Raw genomic sequence first — 20,047 nt, 5'->3', positions numbered from 1 at the left:
AAATCAAAATCAAACTCTCGTTTTAACAAAATCAAATCAATCTCAATCTTCGTGTTTAAAAAATAAAATATAAAAGAAGAACGAATTTCTTATTCAAAAAACAACTCCGAGAAGCGGTCCCGTCACATAAACTTCAATAATTGCCGCAATGAACAGCAGCGGAACCGCGATCAAAAAGAAAATCCAAGTCATGCCGATGAAATTCTGTTTGAAATCTTCAAAAGTTTTGCGCCCGATGAGAACGTTTGATGCCAAAACGCCTGACCCGTAACCGACGCCTGCGCCGAGCAGAATCGCCGGAATTTCGATGATGCCGTGCGGAATCAATCCGGTCAGCAGATACACAACGCCTTCATATTTGATTGTGTATTCGGCAACGATCCCGATCGTAAATCCGTTGACGAGAATTATTACAATCGGCAAAAGGCCGAAAATGAATCCTAAAAACATCAGCATGAAAACGATTCTCGTATTGTTGAGAAAAATGTAAACCATGACCGAAAGCGATCCGTCTTCGGGAAGATTGCTGAAATTGAACAAAAATTCAAAAATTTCCGGATAGAAATAACCGACAACGTAGCTGGGAATCAAAGCGCCCAAGAACAGAACCGTCATCCAAAGAACCGGCTTTGAAACCGATTGAAGCAAAGAAATCAAATATGTTTTGATTGATTTTTTCGATAAATAAAAATCGGCGAAGCTGACGATGAAATTCAAAAGCGCTAAAACCGCGGCAATCGCCATATGGAAAACAATGAAAAGCGACAAAACCGTTAATATCGGCGTCGGAAGCTTGTAAACCGCGTTTAAAATGCTTGAAAAGAATTGCGGGTTAAACGGAGCAAGCACCGCAAACATGAAATAAGCGGCGTAGCCGATGAAAATGAGAATCATGAATCCGAAAAAAATCCAAAAAAGAGGACCGGATACGCGCGACAAAAGTTGCTGCAAAGATAATTGTTGCGGCGTGAGCGATTGGGATTTGGGAGAATGGGGCGCAGGAGGCTGAGATTTGGAAGACTGCGGCGGCTGAGGAGACTGCGGCGCGGAAGCTGAAACGATTCCGAATGCAGAATCAAAGTCGATAGCGCCTTTAAATTCCGAAGATTCCGGCTCGGTTTTTTGATCATTGTTCATAATTCAACCATGATGAATGTGTTTTTAATGATTTTTTATTTATTATTCGTTTAACTTCAACTGAAAATACTCAATTGGAAATCCTTCAATTGAAAAATTACTCCACCTGAGAATTAATTCAATTGAAATTCCTTATCAAATCAAATTCCGAAAAACAATCGAATCGAATTTCGGATTCCGGGCGCCAAACCGAGAATGATAATCACGAATTTGATGGCGTTTTTGATCTGCCCCATCTGTCCTTTCTCTTTGTCGCTTTCACCCGCCATCGCTTTTTCGAGAACGACATCCAGCATATAAACGACTAAGAAGAAAATAATCAGTTTCAGCGGATACATAATCAGCGCGGTTCCCGTCAGTTCAATCAAATAAGCCGGAACGACGTGCTTTTCAACATATCCGAAAACTTCAATTCCGATGACTGTCGAAGTTGCGTCCATCAAATGAGACGCTAAAATCATGAGATTCATTTTGTCGGAGAAGAGTGCGCTCCCGGCTTTTTTGGCGACAATGCCGACAATTGCGGCGGCGCCGATGCCGATGATTGCAACCGCAAACGGCACCCACCAATTGGCAACCGTTCCGACGGAAAACAAAATGAAATAAACGATTAGAATAAACAGACATCCCATAAGCGCGTACGGCAGATGGAAAGACTTAACCGCTTTGTATTTTTGAAGCAGCAGCGAAACGCCTAAACAAGCCGCGGTCAACAAAAAGACAAAGAAATAAATGTTGGGCGTAATCAGAATGTAACTGTAAGGCGGAGAAATGGTTCCCGTGTCGGCAACGACGCGAAGGGACGCGCCGGCAATCACGAAAGGAAGCGTTGCAGCCAGCGATTTTGCGTCGATTTTGATATTCATCTTTTGAAGCGCCGTAATCAGCAAATAAACGGCAATTCCTAAAATAATTGCCCACGTGACTGTATTGAAAATATTGTAGCCCGAATCGGTAATGATCGGGTCAATGTAATATGTTTGAATGAAAGCAATAACGGAATCAATAAAAGACATAATCGGAAATCCCCGCGCCTGAAAAAATGATTAATTTTTCAAAGAAAGATAATATTAAGGAATAAATCGGACAAGTTCTATAAAAATCATTATTACTCCAAATCTACTCCGAATCTACTCCAAATCTACTACAAATCTACTACAAATATTAAATCAAACCTTTACAAAAGCGGCAACCTATAGGTTTTATATTTAAAAGGTCATATTTGATAAAAATTAATAAGCTTATTTTAAGCTTAATTTGAGCTTAAAAGCGAAAACTGTAAAGGCTGCAATCATGATAATGAAACACAATGAGGAACAACTGTCTGCCGACTGGCGCGAAGATGAAGCGGCGGCCATGAAATGGATGGAATTTCCGAGAGAAATTCTGATCGGCAAAAACGTTTTGAACAATGTTCCCGACGTTTTGAACAAATTGAAAATCAGCGAAAAAGTGCTTTTGGTCACCGGTAAAAATACGCTTGACGTTGCAGGAAAGCAGATTTTGGAAATGATTGAAAACAACGGCGGCGTCTGTGAGATTTGTGTTTCCGAAAAAGCATCTCCGGAAGAAGTGAAAAAGATTACAGAAGCAGGCGCGGCACTTGGAGCCGACTGTTTCCTCGGGGTCGGCAGCGGCCGGTCCATTGACTTGGCGAAGCTGTCTTCCAAAAACTGCGATGTTCCGTTCATCAGCATTCCGACAGCCGCGTCGCACGACGGAATCGTTTCCGCGCGCGCGTCGATTCATTCGGACGGCAAATCAGAATCCGTTGAAGCGCAGGCGCCGATTGCCGTGATTGCCGATACGGAAATTATTTCAAGAGCGCCTTTCCGGCTGCTTGCGGCCGGCTGCGGCGATGTCATTTCCAATTACACGTCCGTCTTGGACTGGGAACTCGCTTCCCGCCATCAAAACGAACCGTTCAGCAAGTCGGCGTCGATGATGGCTTACATGAGCGCGGACATGATTTCAAACTCGGCAACGCTGATTCGCCCCGGGCTTGAAAGTTCGGCAAGAATTGCGGTCAAAGCGCTTGTGCTCAGCGGCGCCGCAATGAGCGTTGCAGGCTCGTCCCGACCGGCATCGGGATCGGAACATATGTTCAGTCACGCGCTTGACAGAATTGCAAAGAAGCCGGCGCTGCACGGCGAGCAGTGCGCTGTCGGGTCAATCATGATGATGTATCTGCACGGCGGCGACTGGGAAAAAATCCGCAATTCGCTTCAGCAAATCGGCGCGCCGACATCCGCACGCGAAATGGGAATCGAAGACGAAGAAATTATTGAAGCGCTGCTTCGCGCTCATACGATTCGGCCCGAGCGCTACACGATTCTCGGCGGCGGCTTGACGCTTTCTGCGGCTGAAAAAATGGCTTCCGTGACGAAAGTCATCTCAGACTGAAAAAGAATCGAAACAAATGGTTTCTCAATGAGAATGATTCAAAATGAGAATGATTCAAAATGAGAATGATTCAAAACAGAAATATGAGCATGAATGGAAACGGCTGAATCTTTTCATTCAAAAGGTTTACGGCGAACATTCAAATGTAAAGAAATTGATTAGTGAATTTACAGAATTAAAACGCTTAATACTGATCAAAAACACTTAACACTTATCGGATTATTAATTATTTTATTGGGATTATACGAAAACGAAAGGATTGAATGAAAAGGATTGAAAAGATATGACAGAGGCGACAAAATTAACGGTGATCGGTTCCCGTTTGGCAAAGCCCGGCGAGACGTTTTTCTTCATGGGCGAAAAGGATGAATGCAAAAGATGCAACATTCGCGGCACTTGCTTGAATTTGGATTCGGGCAAAAAATATGAAATCGTTTCCGTTCGAAATGATAATTTGCTGAAATGCGCGCTTCACGACGGCGGCGTTTTGGCAGTTGACGTCATCAGCGTTGACTAACAGGACGGAAAAAGGTTTAAGCGAGTAAGCTTTGTGTTAGGAATAATTCTTATCAATCTGATTTAATCTTAAAATATCATATTAAAATTTAAAAAATTTAAATTTAAAATAAAAAATTCAATTTATCAAATTTCATTGAGAAAGGTGAAGAAATGGCTGAAAAAAATATGCCTTATTATGAATTTTATTCAAAAGCCAGATGGGACAACTGGATTTCCCAAATAAAAGAAGCGGGCTTTTCTTTGGAAGATGAAGAAAAAGCTGAAAAGAGCGCGATGATTTTCGTAAACATGGCAGACGACGTTATTCTTTCCTGCCTGAAAGTCGCGGCCCGCTTTGAAAAAGGTGCAACAGATGCGGAAGGCGCGCTTGACATTCTCGGAACGATTCAGGATATCGTTTTGGAAGAAGTCCCGCCGATTTCAGAAGACGCCGACATTATGATTATGTCCGTTCAGGACTCTTTGAACTGTTCAATGGCTGCTTTTGAAGCGTATTTCCTTGAAGATTACGACAAGAAAGCCGACATCAAAAAATTAATCAAAGAAGCCGGCGCCGCGGAAGTTGCCGAAGACATGGACACCGCGTTCATGATTATCGCAAACGTCGGCGCGATGGTCATCGGCGGCGAGCCGTTTGATGAAGAATATTTAACAATCCTTCCCGAAGAAAGTATTGTCGCCGAATGGTTAGACGGCATCGATTCAATTGCCGCCGCGATGGTCGGGTCGGACAGTTACAAGAACTTCGATGAAGTTGATGATGAAAAAGATTAAGGCTGTCATAAGTTTTTTGATTTTTCTTAATCTTCGCTTTTCTCTTTTTCATTTTTCATATTTCATTTTTCATATTTCATTTTTCATATTTTTCAAAAAACGAAGCCAATGTTCTTTTTTTCTTTTGAGATTAAACCCAAACATCCAATTTTCAGAAATCGGTGAGCTTGAACGCCCGATAAAATCCTAATCTTAAATTTTTAGACTTTATTAAAAGGAAGGCGTTCCGGTTTTGAATAATTTTGATGAAAGACGATGTTTCAATTAATTTTTGATTGATATTATTTCAAAAACCGTCCCCCGCAAGTTGAGATTCCCGCAACGAAGTGAAGGGAATCGAGACTTGGCGGATTCTTTCCATACGAAAATAAAAAAATTAAAACGCTCTGCTTTTTCAATTGCATTCGGCGCTGAACAGGTCGGCTCGTCTGCAACTGTATTTTGCGGTCAGCTCCCGGCTGAGCCTGCTCGTCTGCAACTGTTTTTTAATGTTGCCGTTGCGGGCGGTTTGTGCCGCCACAGGTCAGGTTTGCGCTGCTGCCTGCATCTGCTCTTTTTTATAATAATCCGTTCGCATTCGCGAACGTGCCGCCGCTACCTTTAGGTTTGTGTTTCTGCTGCCGGTCAGGTTTCTGTTTGCCGCCGCCTCTCAGCTTGCCGCTGCCGGCAACCGCCGCAGCTGCCCGCCGCCGCGCGAGCCGCTCCATTTTTCAAAAAACAATCTCAATCCAACCCGATTTTCAAAAATAATTTCAATCCAACCCGTTTTTTCAAAAATAATTTCAATTCAACCCGTTTTTTCAAAAATAATTTCAATTCAACCCGTTTTTTCAAAAATAATTTCAATTCAACCCGTTTTTTCAAAAATAATTCCAAACCGTACCCGTTTTTTCAAAATATATCCTAATCCAATCCTCATTTTTAAATCAAAACGGCAACAATTTATAAGAAAAACGACGAAAGAAGACTATGGAAAATCGGCTGTTCAAAAATAACGAAAAGATTTCACTGCTCGGATTCGGAACGATGCGGCTTCCGAGAGCGTCTGACGAGACGCAGGAAATCGATTATAAAACCGGACAGGAAATGGTCGATTACGCAATCGCGCACGGCGTGAACTATTTTGACACCGCTTACATGTATCACGAAGGCGAGTCGGAAATTTTTATCGGAGAAGCCTTGTCCAAATATCCGCGCGAAAGTTTTTATTTAGCAGACAAAATGCCGCCGTGGAGAGCCGAAACGAAAGCGGATGTCGAGCGTATTTTTGAAGAACAGCTCCAAAAATGCAAAGTTGATTATTTTGATTTTTATTTGATTCATAATCTCAATCGAGAGCATTTTGAAATGGCGGAAAATCTGAAAATATACGATTTTTTGAAACAAAAACAAGCCGAAGGAAAAATCCGATACATCGGTTTTTCATTTCACGACAGTCCTGATTTTTTGGAAACCGTAGCAGACATAGACAAATATGAGTGGGATTTTGTTCAAATCCAATTAAATTATTTAGATTGGACAATTCAAGATGCAAAGCGTCAATATGAAATATTAAACGAACGCAAAATTCCGATAATCGTCATGGAACCCGTTCGCGGCGGATCTCTTGCAACACTTTCGAAAAACGCAAGAAATATTTTGAAAAACGCCGACCCGAACGCAAGCATCGCGTCGTGGGCGATTCGATATGCTGCAACATTTCCGAATGTGTTAACAGTCTTAAGCGGCATGTCTGACATGGAACAAGTCAAAGATAATGTCAAAACGATTGAAAATTTCAGCCCGCTCAACGAGCATGATCATGAAATCATTGAAAAAGCGGTCGAAGAATACCAATCTTCTTTTAAAATTCCCTGCACCTACTGCCGCTACTGCATGGAATGCCCGTCAGGCGTTCACATCCCGAAAGTCTTTGACAAATACAATCAATATTTTGTTCGCGGCGACACCGACAAAAACAGATTCCTTTCCGAATATGCGTGGATCGGCGAAGAGCGGCAGGCGCACAATTGTACCGGATGCGGCGTTTGTCTGCCGAAATGTCCGCAAGGAATCGATATTCCGAAAGAAATGAAAAAAATTGCGGAATTTGCGGCTGAGTAAGTTATTGGTATTGAATATTCCGTTTTTTGTTCATTCATTTCATTTTCAATTTACTTTTAATTCATTTTTAATTTGTTTTTAAAATCTTTTTTAAACCTTTCGTTTTTGAAAAAATCGGCGGCTTTATCATTTGAAAAAATGACAGGCAGTCTATGAAAAAAGAAATGACACTGCCGGAAGACTTTACGGTTTCCCTTCCTTTTGTTCGTGAAAGGCAGGAAGAATATCGGGCTAAACGATTTAAACCGTATTTTGAAAGATCTGATTTGACGAACGAAGAAAAAGTTTGCATCGGAAACTATCAGGATGTTCATTATTGGAATGAACAGAAAGAAGATTGGAGCTGTAAGGTTCCCGAAACGATGAAAGAAAAGCCTTGGTGTTACATGATCAATTCATGCTGCAGATTTCAAATGTTTTATGATGAAAGAACATATTTTGAAAAAGAATTGATCAATTTCAATGTCAACAATATAGATTCAGCGATTGAGAAAAGTGAAATTCATGGAGAGCTGTTTGTTTACAGGGGCGTTTACGATATAGATTGGCTCAAAAAAATCATCAGACAAGATGAGTTTGAAGACGAAGCATTCGGAAGTTTCAGTTTGAAAAAATCAATTGCATATCAATACACAAATCCGCAGAATCCGATAATTTTTCGATTAAAACTGAAAAAACAAATGAAAGCTTTGTATATTGATGAAACAGAATGTGAGATGTTACGTCCGAGAAAAACAAGATATAAAATCATTGAAATAAAAAAACAATACGAAGAATCTTTAAATATGGAAGTTACTGTGATTACTATTGAAGAAATTTTGAAGTGACGAAATGCAAAGAGAATATGCTTCTGAAATATTCAGATATATAGGAAAAGCACCTGAACCGACTCCCGAAGAAGAAGAAGAAATCCGAAAATTGCTGGAAGAAGCGAACGCTGATTGGGAATAGCAGAATGAATATGAACGCGGCGAACGCAAATGTTTCTGTGATTTATAATCGAAATAAAAACAAAAGCAAAAGCAATTTTGTAATTGTCTTTTACAATTAATTGTTACCGCGGTCAGGGTTCCGGTTGCCTCGATCAGCAGACTTCCGCCGGCAACCGCCGCCGCGCGCGAGCCTCACAAATTCCTAAAAACATTCAATAAGGGGTGTCTCATTTTAAAAATAATCGAAAAGATCTTGCATGTTTTAAAAATTAAACAGAATCAAAAACGATATTTTGTTTTTCCCGTCAAGGATTTTTGAAATAAACCTTATATAGAAGCATTCCTCTATTCTTTTATTCTTAGAATAATAATGCATAAAACTCTTTAAAAACCAAAAAGTTGGAAAAAACTGAAACATTTGAACAATTCAAATAAATTGAAACAATTCAATCCGCGTTTCACTTCTTTTTAAAAATTATCATCGGCAAACCCGTTAACAGTCTCCTTTGGGAAGGTATCATTCATGGTTGACGTTAAAGTAGAACTCGAACTCCTCAGACAAAAATTATTGGACTTATCCTTGACAAATAATCTTTTAAATTACAAACCGTCCGTCAAAAGAACGGTCGAAATTAAAAATGAAAATATCGCCGAAATTTACGATATTTTGGTTGTTCAGGAAAAAACGATGCGGTTTAAAGCCGACCCGAACGCTGTCCGAAAAAAGAAAAAAGGAGCGGAAGATGCTGCCGATGCCGCCGATGCCGCCGTTTCCGATGACGATGAAGAATCCGGATTTTTAAAAGGATTGATGAAGAAAAAAGAAGGAAAAGAAAACGCGACGATCAGCTTGGAAACGCCGTATCATGTCGATGAACTCGAAGAACGCCTTTTTTATACAAACAACCAATCCATCGCCGTTTTTGAAGAACAGGGTTATCCGATTCTTTACATGGCCGTCGGATTTTTAAAATGGACCGACGGAACGAAAAAAACATTCAAAGCACCTTTGATTCTCATTCCTGTTGAATTCAAACGCGTCGGTCCCAAAAGAAGATTTACCGTTCAGTGGACGGGCGATGACATTTTCGCCTCCATCACGCTCAAAGCCAAACTCTTAGAATTCGGTTTGGAACTGCCCGAATTCTTCGGCGCCGACGATAAAGGAGCCGTTGAATTTTATCTCAAAGCCGTTGACGACTTGATTTCCGATAAAAAAGACTGGGAAATCGTCCGCGAAGCAAATGTCGACTTTTACAATTTCAAAAAATTCGTCATGTATAAAGACCTGGATCCAAAAATCTGGCCCGAGGGACACGGTCCCGAAACCCATCCGCTCATCAATCAGGTTTTCAATCCGTCCGATGAAAATTACGACGGCGGCTTTGCCGAAAACGAAGTCGATTTAAAATTAAGCACGGATTCCGTTTATCACATCGTCAACGCCGACTCTTCTCAAATCTCAGTCATCGAAGATGTCAAAGCCGGCAGAAACCTCGTTGTCGAAGGTCCGCCCGGGACGGGAAAATCACAAACGATCACAAATTTAATTGCCGAACTTCTCATGAGCGGCAAAAGCGTTCTTTTTGTCAGTGAAAAAATGGCTGCGCTTCAAGTCGTTAAGAAAAGATTGGATGCCATCGGTCTCGGCGACATGGTTTTGGAAATGCACAGCCACAAAGCGCAGAAAAAAGCCGTTTTGGACGAACTTGACCGCACTTTAAAGCGCCAGCCGCCGGCAGAGAAAAATTACGCGCAGGATTTGGCCGAACTTGAAAATCTCAAATACGAGCTCAACGAATACGCCAAAACGCTCAGTCAAACCGTCGGCCCGATCGGTCACACCGTTTACGATATTTACGGTATCCGCGAAGATGTCACGCATTATTTCAACGTCAACAAAAGAAGAATGGCGCACATTGAATTCAATAATCCCGAAAAATGGAGCCGAAAACAATGGACGGAAGCCGTTTCAATTTTGGAAAAAATCGGCGATGCGCTTCCGGGCGTCGGCGGCGTTAAAGAAAATCCGTGGCGAGACGTTCGCCCGGGAATCATTCTGCCGCCCGATTTACAGGACATCGAACGCGTTTTGGAAGATATTTCACGCCGCGCAAAAGCCGTCAGCGACAGCGTGGACGCAATTGTCGCCGAAACAGGTCTTGAAGCGCCTGCTTCCATCAACGAATTGGATCAATTTATCAATCATATCGAAACATTCCAAAACGCGCCGAAAATCAGCCGCGATGTTTTGAAAAATCAAAGTATGAAAGAGCGCGGCACGCAGAAAGAACTGATGAAAAAAGCGCGCCGCTACAGTGAATTGGAACAGCAGATCGAAGAAATATTCACGTCTCAGATTTTTGAAGAAGATGTTGAAAGTTACATGAAAAAAGCAGGCAAGTTCCTCAAATTCATGGACAGCAGCTTTAAAGATTCTAAAGCCCGCATTCAAAATTGCTACATCAAACGCACTGATAAAAGCGATGCCGATCTCAAAAGAGATGTTCAATTGGTTCTGGAATTCACGGATTTGGAACGCGAACTTGAAAATTCCAAACACAAAGCGATTCTTCTTTTCGGAGCGCACTGGGAAGCCGGACTTGCCGACCCCGCCCGTTTGGAATCGTTTTATGACTGGATCGTTCTCTTTGACGTCTTGGAAAGCGATGGCAAGGTCACCGACAGCACATACGACTGCATTGAGCGCGGCATCAACGGTCCGGCGCTCGAAGCCGCCATTGAAAATATTGTGACGGAAAGAGAATATTTAGATGTCGCTGTGATGAAACTCGTCAACATGATCGGCGCCGATCCGGATTTATTCTTCAATGAAAAGCATGTCCGAGAAATTCTGCCTCAAAAAGAATCCAAAGTTGAAATCGCGGCGCCCGAAAACCGTGAAGAAGACGGCGGTCTCATAAAAGTGGAAGAGCCGAACAATCCCGAAGACGCGGTCAAGATTCCGCAGAAGAAAAAGTATGAATTGACGGCAAACGGAAATGTATTCAGAGAAACGCTTACCGTCAAACAGCTCAGCAATATTCTTCATGTTTGGGACACACAGCTCCCGTCTCTTGTTTTGTGGAGTCAGTTCCTTTTATATCGTGAAAACTGTTTGGAAACCGTTGCGGCGCCGATGGTTCCCTACATCAATGAAAATGAAGTTCTGCCGGAAGATTTGGTCCAGACATTCAAAGGAAACTATGCCGATGGCGTTTTGCGCGCGGAGTTTATGAAAAAGCGCGTTCTTTCAACGTTCATCAAAGAGGTTCATGAAAATAAAATTCACAAGTTTTCGGAATTGGATGAAAAAGTTATTGTCAAAAACAGAGAACGCGTCAACGCCGAAATTTACAAGCGGATGCCGCAGATTTATGTCGGCGCGTCAAGAGAATCCGAAGCGGGAATCCTTCTCAACGAATTCAACAAGAAAAAAGCGCATATGCCGATCCGCCGTTTGATGTCAAGCGCGGGCGGACTGATCCAAAAGATCAAACCGTGTTTCATGATGAGTTCGCTCTCGATTGCGCAATATCTGGAACCGCAGAACACGTCTTTTGACGTCGTTATTTTTGACGAAGCCAGTCAGGTCAGACCCGAAGACGCGCTCGGCGCGCTGCTGCGCGGACGGCAGGTTGTTGTGATGGGCGATTCAAAGCAGCTGCCGCCGACCACGTTCTTTGAAAATTTATTGGAGTCGGACGACGAATACAGTGAAGACGCTTCATTTTATTCCGATGTGGAAAGTGTTTTAAACATCTGCAAGCGCAGTTTCCCGTACAAGACGCTTCGCTGGCACTACAGAAGCCGCCACGAATCTTTGATTGCGGTTTCCAATAATGAATTCTACGGCAACCATTTGTATGTTTATCCGTCGCCGCTTCATGAAGACAGAAATATGGGCCTTCAGTTCCGTCATATCAAAAATTCCGTTTACGAACGCGGAAAAACGGGTGTAAATCGGGAAGAGGCGCGTGTTGTCGCGCAGGAAGTGATGCGCCACTTTATTCAATTCCCCGAAAAAACATTGATGGTCGGAACGTTTAACGTGAAGCAGCAGGAAGCGATCCAAAAAGAAGTGGAGGCGCTTGTTAAAAACAGTCCGGGCTTTGAAAAATATTTCACCAACGAGAAGGGTGAAAATTTCATGGTCAAAAACATTGAAACGATTCAGGGCGATGAAAGAGATGTGATTTTCGTCAGCATCGGCTTCGGTTTCGATCAGGAAGGACGCTTGTCCAAGAACTTCGGTCCGCTCAACAGGGACGGCGGAGAACGCCGTTTGAATGTGCTGTTCACGCGCGCGAGAGAGAAATGTGTTATTTTCTCCAACTTCACGTCAATTGATTTACATGTCGGCGATGACGACCCGGCCGGTCTTCGTGTTCTCAAATCATTCTTGGAATACGCGGAAACGAAAGCATTTGTCTGCAAGACGCCGGAATACGAACCGGATGAAGTGACGTTTGATGAATCTGTTGCGACGTTCCTGCGTGAAAACGGTTTTACGATCCATCAGAAAATCGGATGCGCCGGCTACAAAATGGATATGGCGATCGTGAATGAGGAAATTCAGGGACATTACATTATCGGAATCGAGTGTGACGGCCCGCAGTATTTCAACTCCCGCGTTGCCCGCGACCGTGACCGTTTAAGACATGATGTTCTGACGGGACTCGGCTGGCAGCTTTATCGCGTTTGGTCAACGGATTGGTATTTGAATCCGCAGAAAGCGAAGAAAAATTTGCTTGACGCGATTGAAAAAGCGAAGGAGAATGCCAAAAAGATTGAAGCGCCGGTTCAATTCGAATTTGATGACGAAGAGGTCACCGTGACGGTTACCGATGAGAAAGAAATCGAAAAAATGATTCAAATCATCAATGAACGCGAGGCTGAAAGCCGCAGACAGCAGAAAGAAATGGATGAGGCGGATGCTTTGAAGAAAGCAAAAGCAGCGGAGGAAGGCGAATCCGAATCTGCCGGTTCTGTCGAAGAAGTCATTGTCGAAACGGTTGATGGGATTGTTGATGAGGCTGTTGTTGTAAATGATTTGTCCGATGAAGATTCAATTGAAGAAATCGAAGTTGTCGAAGAAATTGAAATTATCAAAGAAATTAACGCGGCCGCGAACGAAACGCCGGCGGAAACGGATGAAAAGTCGGAGCCGATCATTGAAGATAAATTAAAAGCTGAAGATGAAATCGAAGAAACAGAATCCGAAATTGAAGTTGAACCGATTTCTGACGAAATTGACATTGTTTCTGATGAAGCTGTTTCGGAAATTGAAACAGTTTCTGACGACGTTATTTTTGGAAATAAAGAGCCGATTCAAGAAAATATTCAAGAAGAGATTCAAGAAGAAGTCATTGAATATCGTCCCGAAAAAGTGAAAACGGAAAAGCCGAAAAAGGAAAAGGCTGTTCCGGCTTCAGAGTCTGAACTCGAACCGGAATTCGAACCCGAAGTTGTCAACCTAAACGATGACGGCGAACTCGACATGGATGACGGTTATGACGAGGATGAAGAATACGACAATCTTTTCGGCGACATGAAAAAGATGCCGGCAGACATTACTGATGAACAGCTGATGAATGTTGAGCCGCTGATTCAAAACGGTGTTCCGGATTACGCGCCTTACACGAAAATTGATTTGCCGTCGACTGAAAATCTGCTTGAGATCCCGCGCCACAAGATGGAACATGAAATCGTTGAAATCGTGAGCCACGAAGGTCCGATTCATAAGGAACAATTGATTTTGGAAATCAAACAACGCTGCGATGTCAAGCGTTTGACGAAAGCGATGCGCGATATGATTATCCGTGAAATTTCATCGGCTGAAAAATCCAATTACATCCGCGTCCGCGGCAATTTCCTGTGGCCGCCGAAAGTGAAGGGCTGTATTGTCCGAAAGAGAGAAGGCGATTTGCTTAATATTGATTGGATTTCGGAAGAAGAAATTCTTCAGGCAACGATTTATGTTTTGAAAACACAGTATTCGACGCCGCAGGATCAGTTGGTGAAGAAAGTTTCTCAAATTTTCGGTTTTAAAATCATGAGACCGGCGGTCAAGGAAAAGATCGAAGGCGTTGTCAATAAGGCCGTCAAGGACGGCAAAATCGTTCATTTGCCAAACGGCAAAATTTATTTGGACGAATAATAAAACAAAACAGAAAAGCAAGAAACAGAAAAACAAGAAATAGAAAAACAAGAAATAGAAAAACAAGAAATCAAAACAAAAAATACAAAACGAGGATTAAAAATGAACATATGGCATGATATGCCGGCCGAGAGAATTCAGCCGGACAATTTTTGCGCCTGCATCGAGATTCCGAAAGGCGGCAAAATCAAATACGAACTTGATAAGGAAACGGGTCTTTTGATGATGGATCGCGTTCTTTACACATCAACGCATTACCCCGCAAACTACGGTTTTATTCCGAGAACACTTGCGATGGATGACGATCCGTTAGATGTTTTGGTGCTTTGCAGCGAGAATTTGATTCCGCTTTCAATCGTTTCCTGCTATCCGATCGGCGTCATTACGATGACGGACAGCGGTTCCAAAGACGAGAAAATCATTGCCGTTCCTTTCGGCGATCCGACTTACAACGGCTACAAGGAAATCAAAGACTTGCCCAAACACATCGCGGATGAAATGATGCACTTTTTTGAAGTGTATAAAGAACTTGAGGGCAAAAAGACGATTATTGAGAGCGTTTCAGGCGCGGAAGCGGCAAGAGAATTGATTGCCGAGTATATTGAATATTACAACAAGATTTTAAAAAGCGAGAGATAACTCTCGTTTCCTTTTTGATTTATTTTTAAAAACGGTCGGTTGTTTTTCGATATTTTTTGTTTTAAAATTCGCGGATCATTTTGATTTTTTTGTTAAAATTGGTGCGATTCGCGGGCGCGGCGCTGCCGTCGGCGGAAAAAATCGCGCAGCGATTTTTTCAATAAACACCTCCCTCCCATCGGAAACAGAAACCTCCCTCCCATCGGAAACAGAAACCTCCCTCCCGTCGGAAACAGAAACCTCCCTCCCATCGGAAACAGAAACCTGACTCCAAGCCGGTAAACTAAAACAGATTCACAGTTGCTCAGGCGAAGCCATAAAAAATCGCGAAGCGATTTTTCTGCAGAGACAGACTCCCCCCGCCCTGAAATTTTGTGAGGCGAAGCCGAGCAAAATTTTTTTAAAAAAACCATACCCCGTCTAAAACGTCGGTAAACTCTTTGAGAACAAAAATCGTGGCTAAAATGAGAATAATTAATTTTGAAGTCCAGAATATCGCCCAATAAATCGGCTTAACATAGACTTTCCTTCCGTTGACCTTCATATTCGGCATGATAAATTCTTGAATGCTGCTTTAAGATTTAATGTTTTTCAAAGCAATTCTATAAATCTGTATAATCAAAAATATTATAATATTTATTTGATTCTATAGCTAAAAACGAAGTTAAAATTATGCTGACAGAAGCTGAAAAAAACACGTTGCATGAGTTCAGACACAAATTGGAACGTCATAAACATGAAGCTTTGGAAGCGCCCGGCATTCCGATTACTTCAAAAGAGGTTCCTGAAGAACTTTTGCTGAAAGTTCGCTTAGGTTTGGCGCCGCGCGTTCAAAAAACAGAAAATATCCAATTGTTTGAAACTGTTTTTGAACCCGAAGACGGCAAAAAAGACTTCGTTCTTACTCAAAACGGATTGCGAATTTTAAAAAGTTTGTAAAAAACGAATTCGGGTTTGATTGAATATTCAATAAAAACAGCAGATTATTTTTCGATTTTTTATGAAAAGCGGAGCGGCTCGCGCGCGGCGGCGGCTGTTGCGGCGCAAACCTGATTTGCATGCCTAAACAAAAAACTGCAGGCGTCGGCGGCGCGTTCGCAATTATGTTTCGGATTACGATTAAAATGAGCAGGTGCAGGCGGAAACCATAAAAGACAGTTGCAGATTAGCAGGCTCAGCAGGGACAGGCATCAGTAAAAAACAGTTGCTGATTGGCAGGCTCAGCCGGAACCGACAGCAGTAAAGAACAGTTGCTGATTGGCAGGCTTAGCATGGCCGGGAAGCAATCAAAATATCTGAACGTTTTTTGAATTTTCGTTTCGCATGGGAAAGAATCCGCCAAGTCTCGTTTCTTCGCTTCGCTCAGAAACTTGAAACTTCGTTTCAAGTCTGGTTCGCCGCTTCGCGCCGCCCGGAACTCAACTTGCGGGGGCGGTATTTTGTCTTTGAATTCACATTTATTTCGATTGAAACATCGTTTTTCATCAATTTCTTCAAAAAGGGAACGCCTTCTTTTATCGAAATCTAAAACATTTTTTTAGAATTTTATCGGGCGTTCGGGTTCACCGATTTTGAAAATTGGATGTTTGGGTTTGATTTTTTATTATGCCATTTTCCGTTTCAATTTGTCATTTTTTAATTTCGGAAAACTATCAAAAACAATCGAAGCCGCAGGCTTTTGAAAAACAAATAACTTCAAACGAAACCGCAATTTAGAGAACGGTTATAAAGAAACAGTTTCTTTTAGGGGTATCAAGAAACCGGAACAATATTTCCGAGCTGAAAAATATTTCAGCCGAAGTTTCTTTTCAGATTTCTAAAAGGAAAAAAACGTTAATACAAAATGTTTATACAAAACATTTATACAAAACATTTATACAAAAAAACAAAACAATCGAGGGAATTAATTATGAAAAAAATGCTTATGATTTTCGCGGTTCTCGCCGCTGCCGTCTTGGCAGTTGCTGCAAGCGGCTGCTTGGGCTCCGGCGACGCAACCGACCCTGAAACAGTTGCCTCCGCGCCTGTTCAGTCTATGATTATTTATACCGACGGCGATAACGTTGTCGCCCAAATGACAGTCATGATCATGGGAACACACAGCCAGTCCATTGACAAAGACAACATTACCGTCAGCATCGACGCCGACAAATCCAACGTGAACGTCATCATTCCGACGGCTTCATCAAGCGATATCAACACAATGGACATCGGTTTCGAAGATGTCATTGTTGTCCTCGGACAAAAAAGCGACTTCAAAGAAGACGCATACTATACAGTGACAGTCGGCGGTAAAACCGATGCGATGAACCAATTCGGCTTTGAAATTGTTGACGGTACATTGTATTCTTTCAGACCGGCCAACATTGACAGCGTGACTGTTGCCGTTGACGGAAACAACATTACCGCAACCGCAGTCGTTGCAATCGGCGGCGGCGCAAACAGCATTGACACGGCAAACATCACAACTGCCGGCGGTTTTAACGCTGACAGCGAATACGACATTTACATCCCGTTAATCACCAAAGACGGTCCGTCCACAATGGAAATGAAATGGGGCGAAGAACAGTTCACAATCGGTCAGCTTGACAGTATGGAAGACGGAACTTACGCCGTTAACGTCAACGGTTACTTCGTTTCCTTTACGATTGCCGGCGGCGAATTGACAATCAATACTTAAAATTGACAATCAATGCTTAAAATTGATAATTAAATGCTTAAAAAAAGTTTAATTATTAAATTGAATTAAATTAAAAACAGTAATCGGCTTCGAGCAATTCGTTCGAAGCCTTTTTTTTGGTTTACATCTGCAAATCTTTATGAAATTCAGCAGTGTCCGTGAATACGGATTGAATCATTATTTTTGAAAAAATGACTGAAATGCTTGTCGGCAAACTGCAATAAACTGCTGCAGTGTTTGTCATTGTATCCTTTTATACATGCTTCATTATCAAGACAGTCCGCGGTATGAATATACCCGGTTTTGTCCGTTTTATAACATGCCGTTGCTTGCGAATTATCTTCTTTTACGGAATACCCGTGATGCGCTAAAGCCGGAGCTGCCGCAATGAATGAAATTAAAACGAGTGCTGTCATCATCAATATTATCTTTTTCATATTGTTTTTCCTCCTGCAAGTTTGTATGTTTGTTAATGTATATAAATGGTGCAAGAATAAGAAAAAAGTAAGAGCAGAAAGAAAAAAGAAAAAAAGAAAAAAAGAAAAAGAAAGAAAAAAGGAAAGAAAAAGAATAGCCTTCAAAAACTTGAAGCCTCTTTTTCAGAAACATTTTTGCAAAGCGGCGTTTCGGTCTCAGGCATCTGCACCGGCGGCTCGCCGATTTCTTTTTTCAGCTTTTGAGGTTTCCGGTTCAGCAAAAACGCCGAATTGATAATCACCAAAACGGAACCGAGATTATGAACCAAAGCGCCTGTCACAGGCGTCAAAATACCTGTCATCGCCAAAATGATTGCGACAAAATTCAAACCGAGCGAAAACGCGAAATTGATTTTGATCGTCGTCATCATTTTACGCGAAAGCAAAAGCAAATGCGGCAAATTTGAAATGTTGTCGCTCACCAAAACAATGTCTGCCGCGTCAATCGCAATATCGCTTCCGATGCCGCCCATCGCAATTCCCGTGTTCGCCGATTTCAAAGCAGGCGCATCGTTGATGCCGTCGCCGATCATACAAACGAATTCGCCGTCGTCGCGGCCTTTTTTGACTGCGTTGAGCTTGTCTTCGGGGAGCGAATCGTAAAGCACTTCACTGATTCCGACCGATCCTGCAATGTATTGAGCAGAAGCGCGGCCATCTCCGGTCAGCATGACACAGCCGATTCCGGCATCCTGAATTGCCGAGACGACTTTTGAAGATTCCGTACGAACGGTATCGGAAAGAACAATAAATCCGACAAAAACAGAATCAATTGTCATATAAACGACAGTTGAGCCGCAGTCCAGATCTTTTTGAGCAATTCCCGAAATCGCTGAGGGAACCGGCAAATCGAATTTATTGAAAAGCTTTTCATTGCCGACCAAAACGGATTTTCCGCTGATATCGGCTTTGACGCCGCGTCCCGGAACAATATCCGTATCCTCGGGTTCGATCGGCAACGCGCCTCGAATTTCTTTGTAATGTTTGACAATCGCTTTTCCAAGCGGATGTTCCGATTTGAGTTCGGCGGACGCCGCGATTTGAAGAAGCAAATCATTCGAATAATCATCGGACAAAATGTGAATGCGGGTCACGACAGGATTTCCGCGCGTCAGCGTGCCTGTTTTGTCAAAGAAAATCTTAGTCGTCTTGGAAAGGCGTTCAAGCGCGTCGCCTTCGCGGACGAGGATGCCGTATTTGGTAACATTTCCGATGGCGGCCATAATCGCAGTCGGCGTTGCCAGCACAAGCGCGCACGGGCAGAAAACGACAAGAATGGTAACGGCACGAATCACTTCACCTGTCGCAAACCATGTCAATGCGGCTGCGGTGAGCGCAATAATGACGATCCATGTCGCGAATTTGTCGGCGATTCTGACGGATTTCGCTTTCTCGGCGTCGGCGGATTCGACAAGCTTGACCATGCGCTGAAGCGAACTGTCTTCGCCTGATTTTGAAGCAACCATGTCAAATGTTCCGAATTGGTTGACGGTGCCGCTGAAAACTTCGTCGCCGACTTCTTTGTCAACGGGCAGGGATTCTCCGGTAATCACGGATTGGTCAACGGTGGTGTGACCGCTTGTGATGTGCCCGTCTGCCGGAACGGTTTCGCCGGCCAAAACGCGCAAATGATTTCCTTTCAAAACATCGGCGCTCGGAATAATCATTTCAGCGCCGTCTTTTAACAAACGTGCCGTCTGCGGCGATAATTCAACTAATTTTTCAATGCCTGCGCGCGCTTTTGCAACGGTTCTGTCTTCAAGCATCGCGCCGATTGTCATAATCACGGCGATTTCGCCCGCGGCAAACAGCTCGCCGATTAAAACGGATGCAATCAAAGCAAGTGATACCAACAAATCTGCTTTGATGTCAAATTCCGTAACCATTCCGATAAATGCTTCTCTGATGATCGGAAGACCGCACAAAATAACGGCAATCCATGCCGCATTGATCGGCAAATTTCCGATGTCAAAAAAGCTGACAATCAAAGAAATGATTGAAATGATGACGAAATAAACCTCATATTTTTCGTAAAAATTTTCGTAAATTTCTGTTATTTTTCCCATATCGATCCCTTTAAGAACAATCTGAAATTGTTATACCTATGGGGGTATGGGTAAATAGCATATAAAGTTTTTTGTTTGTAACACTCAATGTGAATTAATGATAGGGGGTGTAACACAAAAATTACAACTGTAATCTTTTTAGATTAGATACTTAAATC

17 protein-coding genes are annotated in these 20,047 nt (G+C 42.6%); 11 read left to right on the top strand and 6 right to left on the bottom strand.

What is annotated here, in order from left to right:
* Nucleotides 1-93: 93 nt before the first annotated feature.
* Nucleotides 94-1,137, bottom strand: a complete 1,044-nt coding sequence (locus tag MmiHf6_RS04445) for a stage II sporulation protein M (protein WP_316558499.1) — start codon at nucleotides 1,135-1,137, stop codon at nucleotides 94-96.
* A gap of 140 nt (nucleotides 1,138-1,277) precedes the next feature.
* A complete protein-coding gene (locus tag MmiHf6_RS04440; protein WP_316558498.1) occupies nucleotides 1,278-2,153 on the bottom strand; it encodes a DUF63 family protein in 876 nt (291 codons plus the stop codon).
* Nucleotides 2,154-2,493: 340 nt separating this feature from the next.
* Here MmiHf6_RS04440 and MmiHf6_RS04435 point away from each other — a divergent pair, with 340 nt between their 5' ends.
* The 9 genes from MmiHf6_RS04435 (at nucleotide 2,494) to MmiHf6_RS04395 (ending at nucleotide 14,667) form a co-directional block, all read left to right on the top strand.
* A complete protein-coding gene (locus tag MmiHf6_RS04435) occupies nucleotides 2,494-3,540 on the top strand; it encodes an NAD(P)-dependent glycerol-1-phosphate dehydrogenase (RefSeq protein ID WP_316558648.1) in 1,047 nt (348 codons plus the stop codon).
* Between the two features lie 283 nt (nucleotides 3,541-3,823).
* Nucleotides 3,824-4,057 (top strand): UPF0179 family protein, encoded by a 234-nt coding sequence (locus MmiHf6_RS04430; RefSeq protein WP_316558497.1) that lies wholly within the window; start codon nucleotides 3,824-3,826, stop codon nucleotides 4,055-4,057.
* 152 nt (nucleotides 4,058-4,209) lie between these two features.
* The gene (locus MmiHf6_RS04425) at nucleotides 4,210-4,833 is read left to right on the top strand and encodes a DUF2150 family protein (protein WP_316558496.1); all 624 of its coding nucleotides are present in this window, start codon (nucleotides 4,210-4,212) and stop codon (nucleotides 4,831-4,833) included.
* Nucleotides 4,834-5,176: 343 nt separating this feature from the next.
* Nucleotides 5,177-5,437, top strand: a complete 261-nt coding sequence (locus MmiHf6_RS04420) for a hypothetical protein (protein ID WP_316558495.1) — start codon at nucleotides 5,177-5,179, stop codon at nucleotides 5,435-5,437.
* Nucleotides 5,419-5,583: a hypothetical protein gene (locus MmiHf6_RS04415; protein WP_316558494.1), complete on the top strand. Its 165-nt coding sequence runs from the start codon at nucleotides 5,419-5,421 to the stop codon at nucleotides 5,581-5,583. Before MmiHf6_RS04420 ends, MmiHf6_RS04415 begins: the two co-directional genes overlap by 19 nt.
* Nucleotides 5,584-5,802: 219 nt before the next feature.
* A complete protein-coding gene (locus tag MmiHf6_RS04410; RefSeq protein ID WP_316558493.1) occupies nucleotides 5,803-6,936 on the top strand; it encodes an aldo/keto reductase in 1,134 nt (377 codons plus the stop codon).
* A 152-nt stretch (nucleotides 6,937-7,088) separates the two neighbouring features.
* The gene (locus tag MmiHf6_RS04405) at nucleotides 7,089-7,763 is read left to right on the top strand and encodes an ADP-ribosyltransferase (RefSeq protein WP_316558492.1); all 675 of its coding nucleotides are present in this window, start codon (nucleotides 7,089-7,091) and stop codon (nucleotides 7,761-7,763) included.
* A gap of 628 nt (nucleotides 7,764-8,391) precedes the next feature.
* A complete protein-coding gene (locus MmiHf6_RS04400; protein WP_316558491.1) occupies nucleotides 8,392-14,028 on the top strand; it encodes a DUF4011 domain-containing protein in 5,637 nt (1,878 codons plus the stop codon).
* Between the two features lie 102 nt (nucleotides 14,029-14,130).
* A complete protein-coding gene (locus tag MmiHf6_RS04395; RefSeq protein ID WP_316558490.1) occupies nucleotides 14,131-14,667 on the top strand; it encodes an inorganic diphosphatase in 537 nt (178 codons plus the stop codon).
* Between the two features lie 92 nt (nucleotides 14,668-14,759).
* On the opposite strand, the gene MmiHf6_RS04390 is transcribed toward MmiHf6_RS04395, so the two are convergent.
* Nucleotides 14,760-15,080 (bottom strand): hypothetical protein, encoded by a 321-nt coding sequence (locus tag MmiHf6_RS04390; RefSeq protein ID WP_316558489.1) that lies wholly within the window; start codon nucleotides 15,078-15,080, stop codon nucleotides 14,760-14,762.
* A gap of 259 nt (nucleotides 15,081-15,339) precedes the next feature.
* On the opposite strand from MmiHf6_RS04390, the gene MmiHf6_RS04385 reads away from it, so the two are divergent.
* Complete coding sequence (locus tag MmiHf6_RS04385; RefSeq protein ID WP_316558488.1) at nucleotides 15,340-15,606, top strand: hypothetical protein; 267 nt, start codon at nucleotides 15,340-15,342, stop codon at nucleotides 15,604-15,606.
* Nucleotides 15,607-15,841: 235 nt separating this feature from the next.
* On the opposite strand, the gene MmiHf6_RS04380 is transcribed toward MmiHf6_RS04385, so the two are convergent.
* Complete coding sequence (locus MmiHf6_RS04380) at nucleotides 15,842-16,054, bottom strand: hypothetical protein (protein ID WP_316558487.1); 213 nt, start codon at nucleotides 16,052-16,054, stop codon at nucleotides 15,842-15,844.
* Nucleotides 16,055-16,576: 522 nt separating this feature from the next.
* On the opposite strand from MmiHf6_RS04380, the gene MmiHf6_RS04375 reads away from it, so the two are divergent.
* On the top strand, nucleotides 16,577-17,347 hold the full coding sequence (locus tag MmiHf6_RS04375) for a hypothetical protein (protein WP_316558486.1): 771 nt from the start codon (nucleotides 16,577-16,579) through the stop codon (nucleotides 17,345-17,347).
* 146 nt (nucleotides 17,348-17,493) lie between these two features.
* On the opposite strand, the gene MmiHf6_RS04370 is transcribed toward MmiHf6_RS04375, so the two are convergent.
* Both MmiHf6_RS04370 and MmiHf6_RS04365 read right to left on the bottom strand, forming a co-directional pair.
* Entirely contained in the window at nucleotides 17,494-17,784 is a 291-nt protein-coding gene (locus tag MmiHf6_RS04370; protein ID WP_316558485.1) for a hypothetical protein, read from the bottom strand.
* A 140-nt stretch (nucleotides 17,785-17,924) separates the two neighbouring features.
* Entirely contained in the window at nucleotides 17,925-19,889 is a 1,965-nt protein-coding gene (locus MmiHf6_RS04365) for a heavy metal translocating P-type ATPase (protein ID WP_316558484.1), read from the bottom strand.
* Nucleotides 19,890-20,047: the final 158 nt, after the last annotated feature.

Origin of the sequence: Methanimicrococcus hongohii (assembly GCF_032594095.1) — an archaeon.
GTDB lineage: Archaea > Halobacteriota > Methanosarcinia > Methanosarcinales > Methanosarcinaceae > Methanimicrococcus > Methanimicrococcus hongohii.
This window is presented reverse-complemented; position numbering and strand designations above follow the sequence as displayed.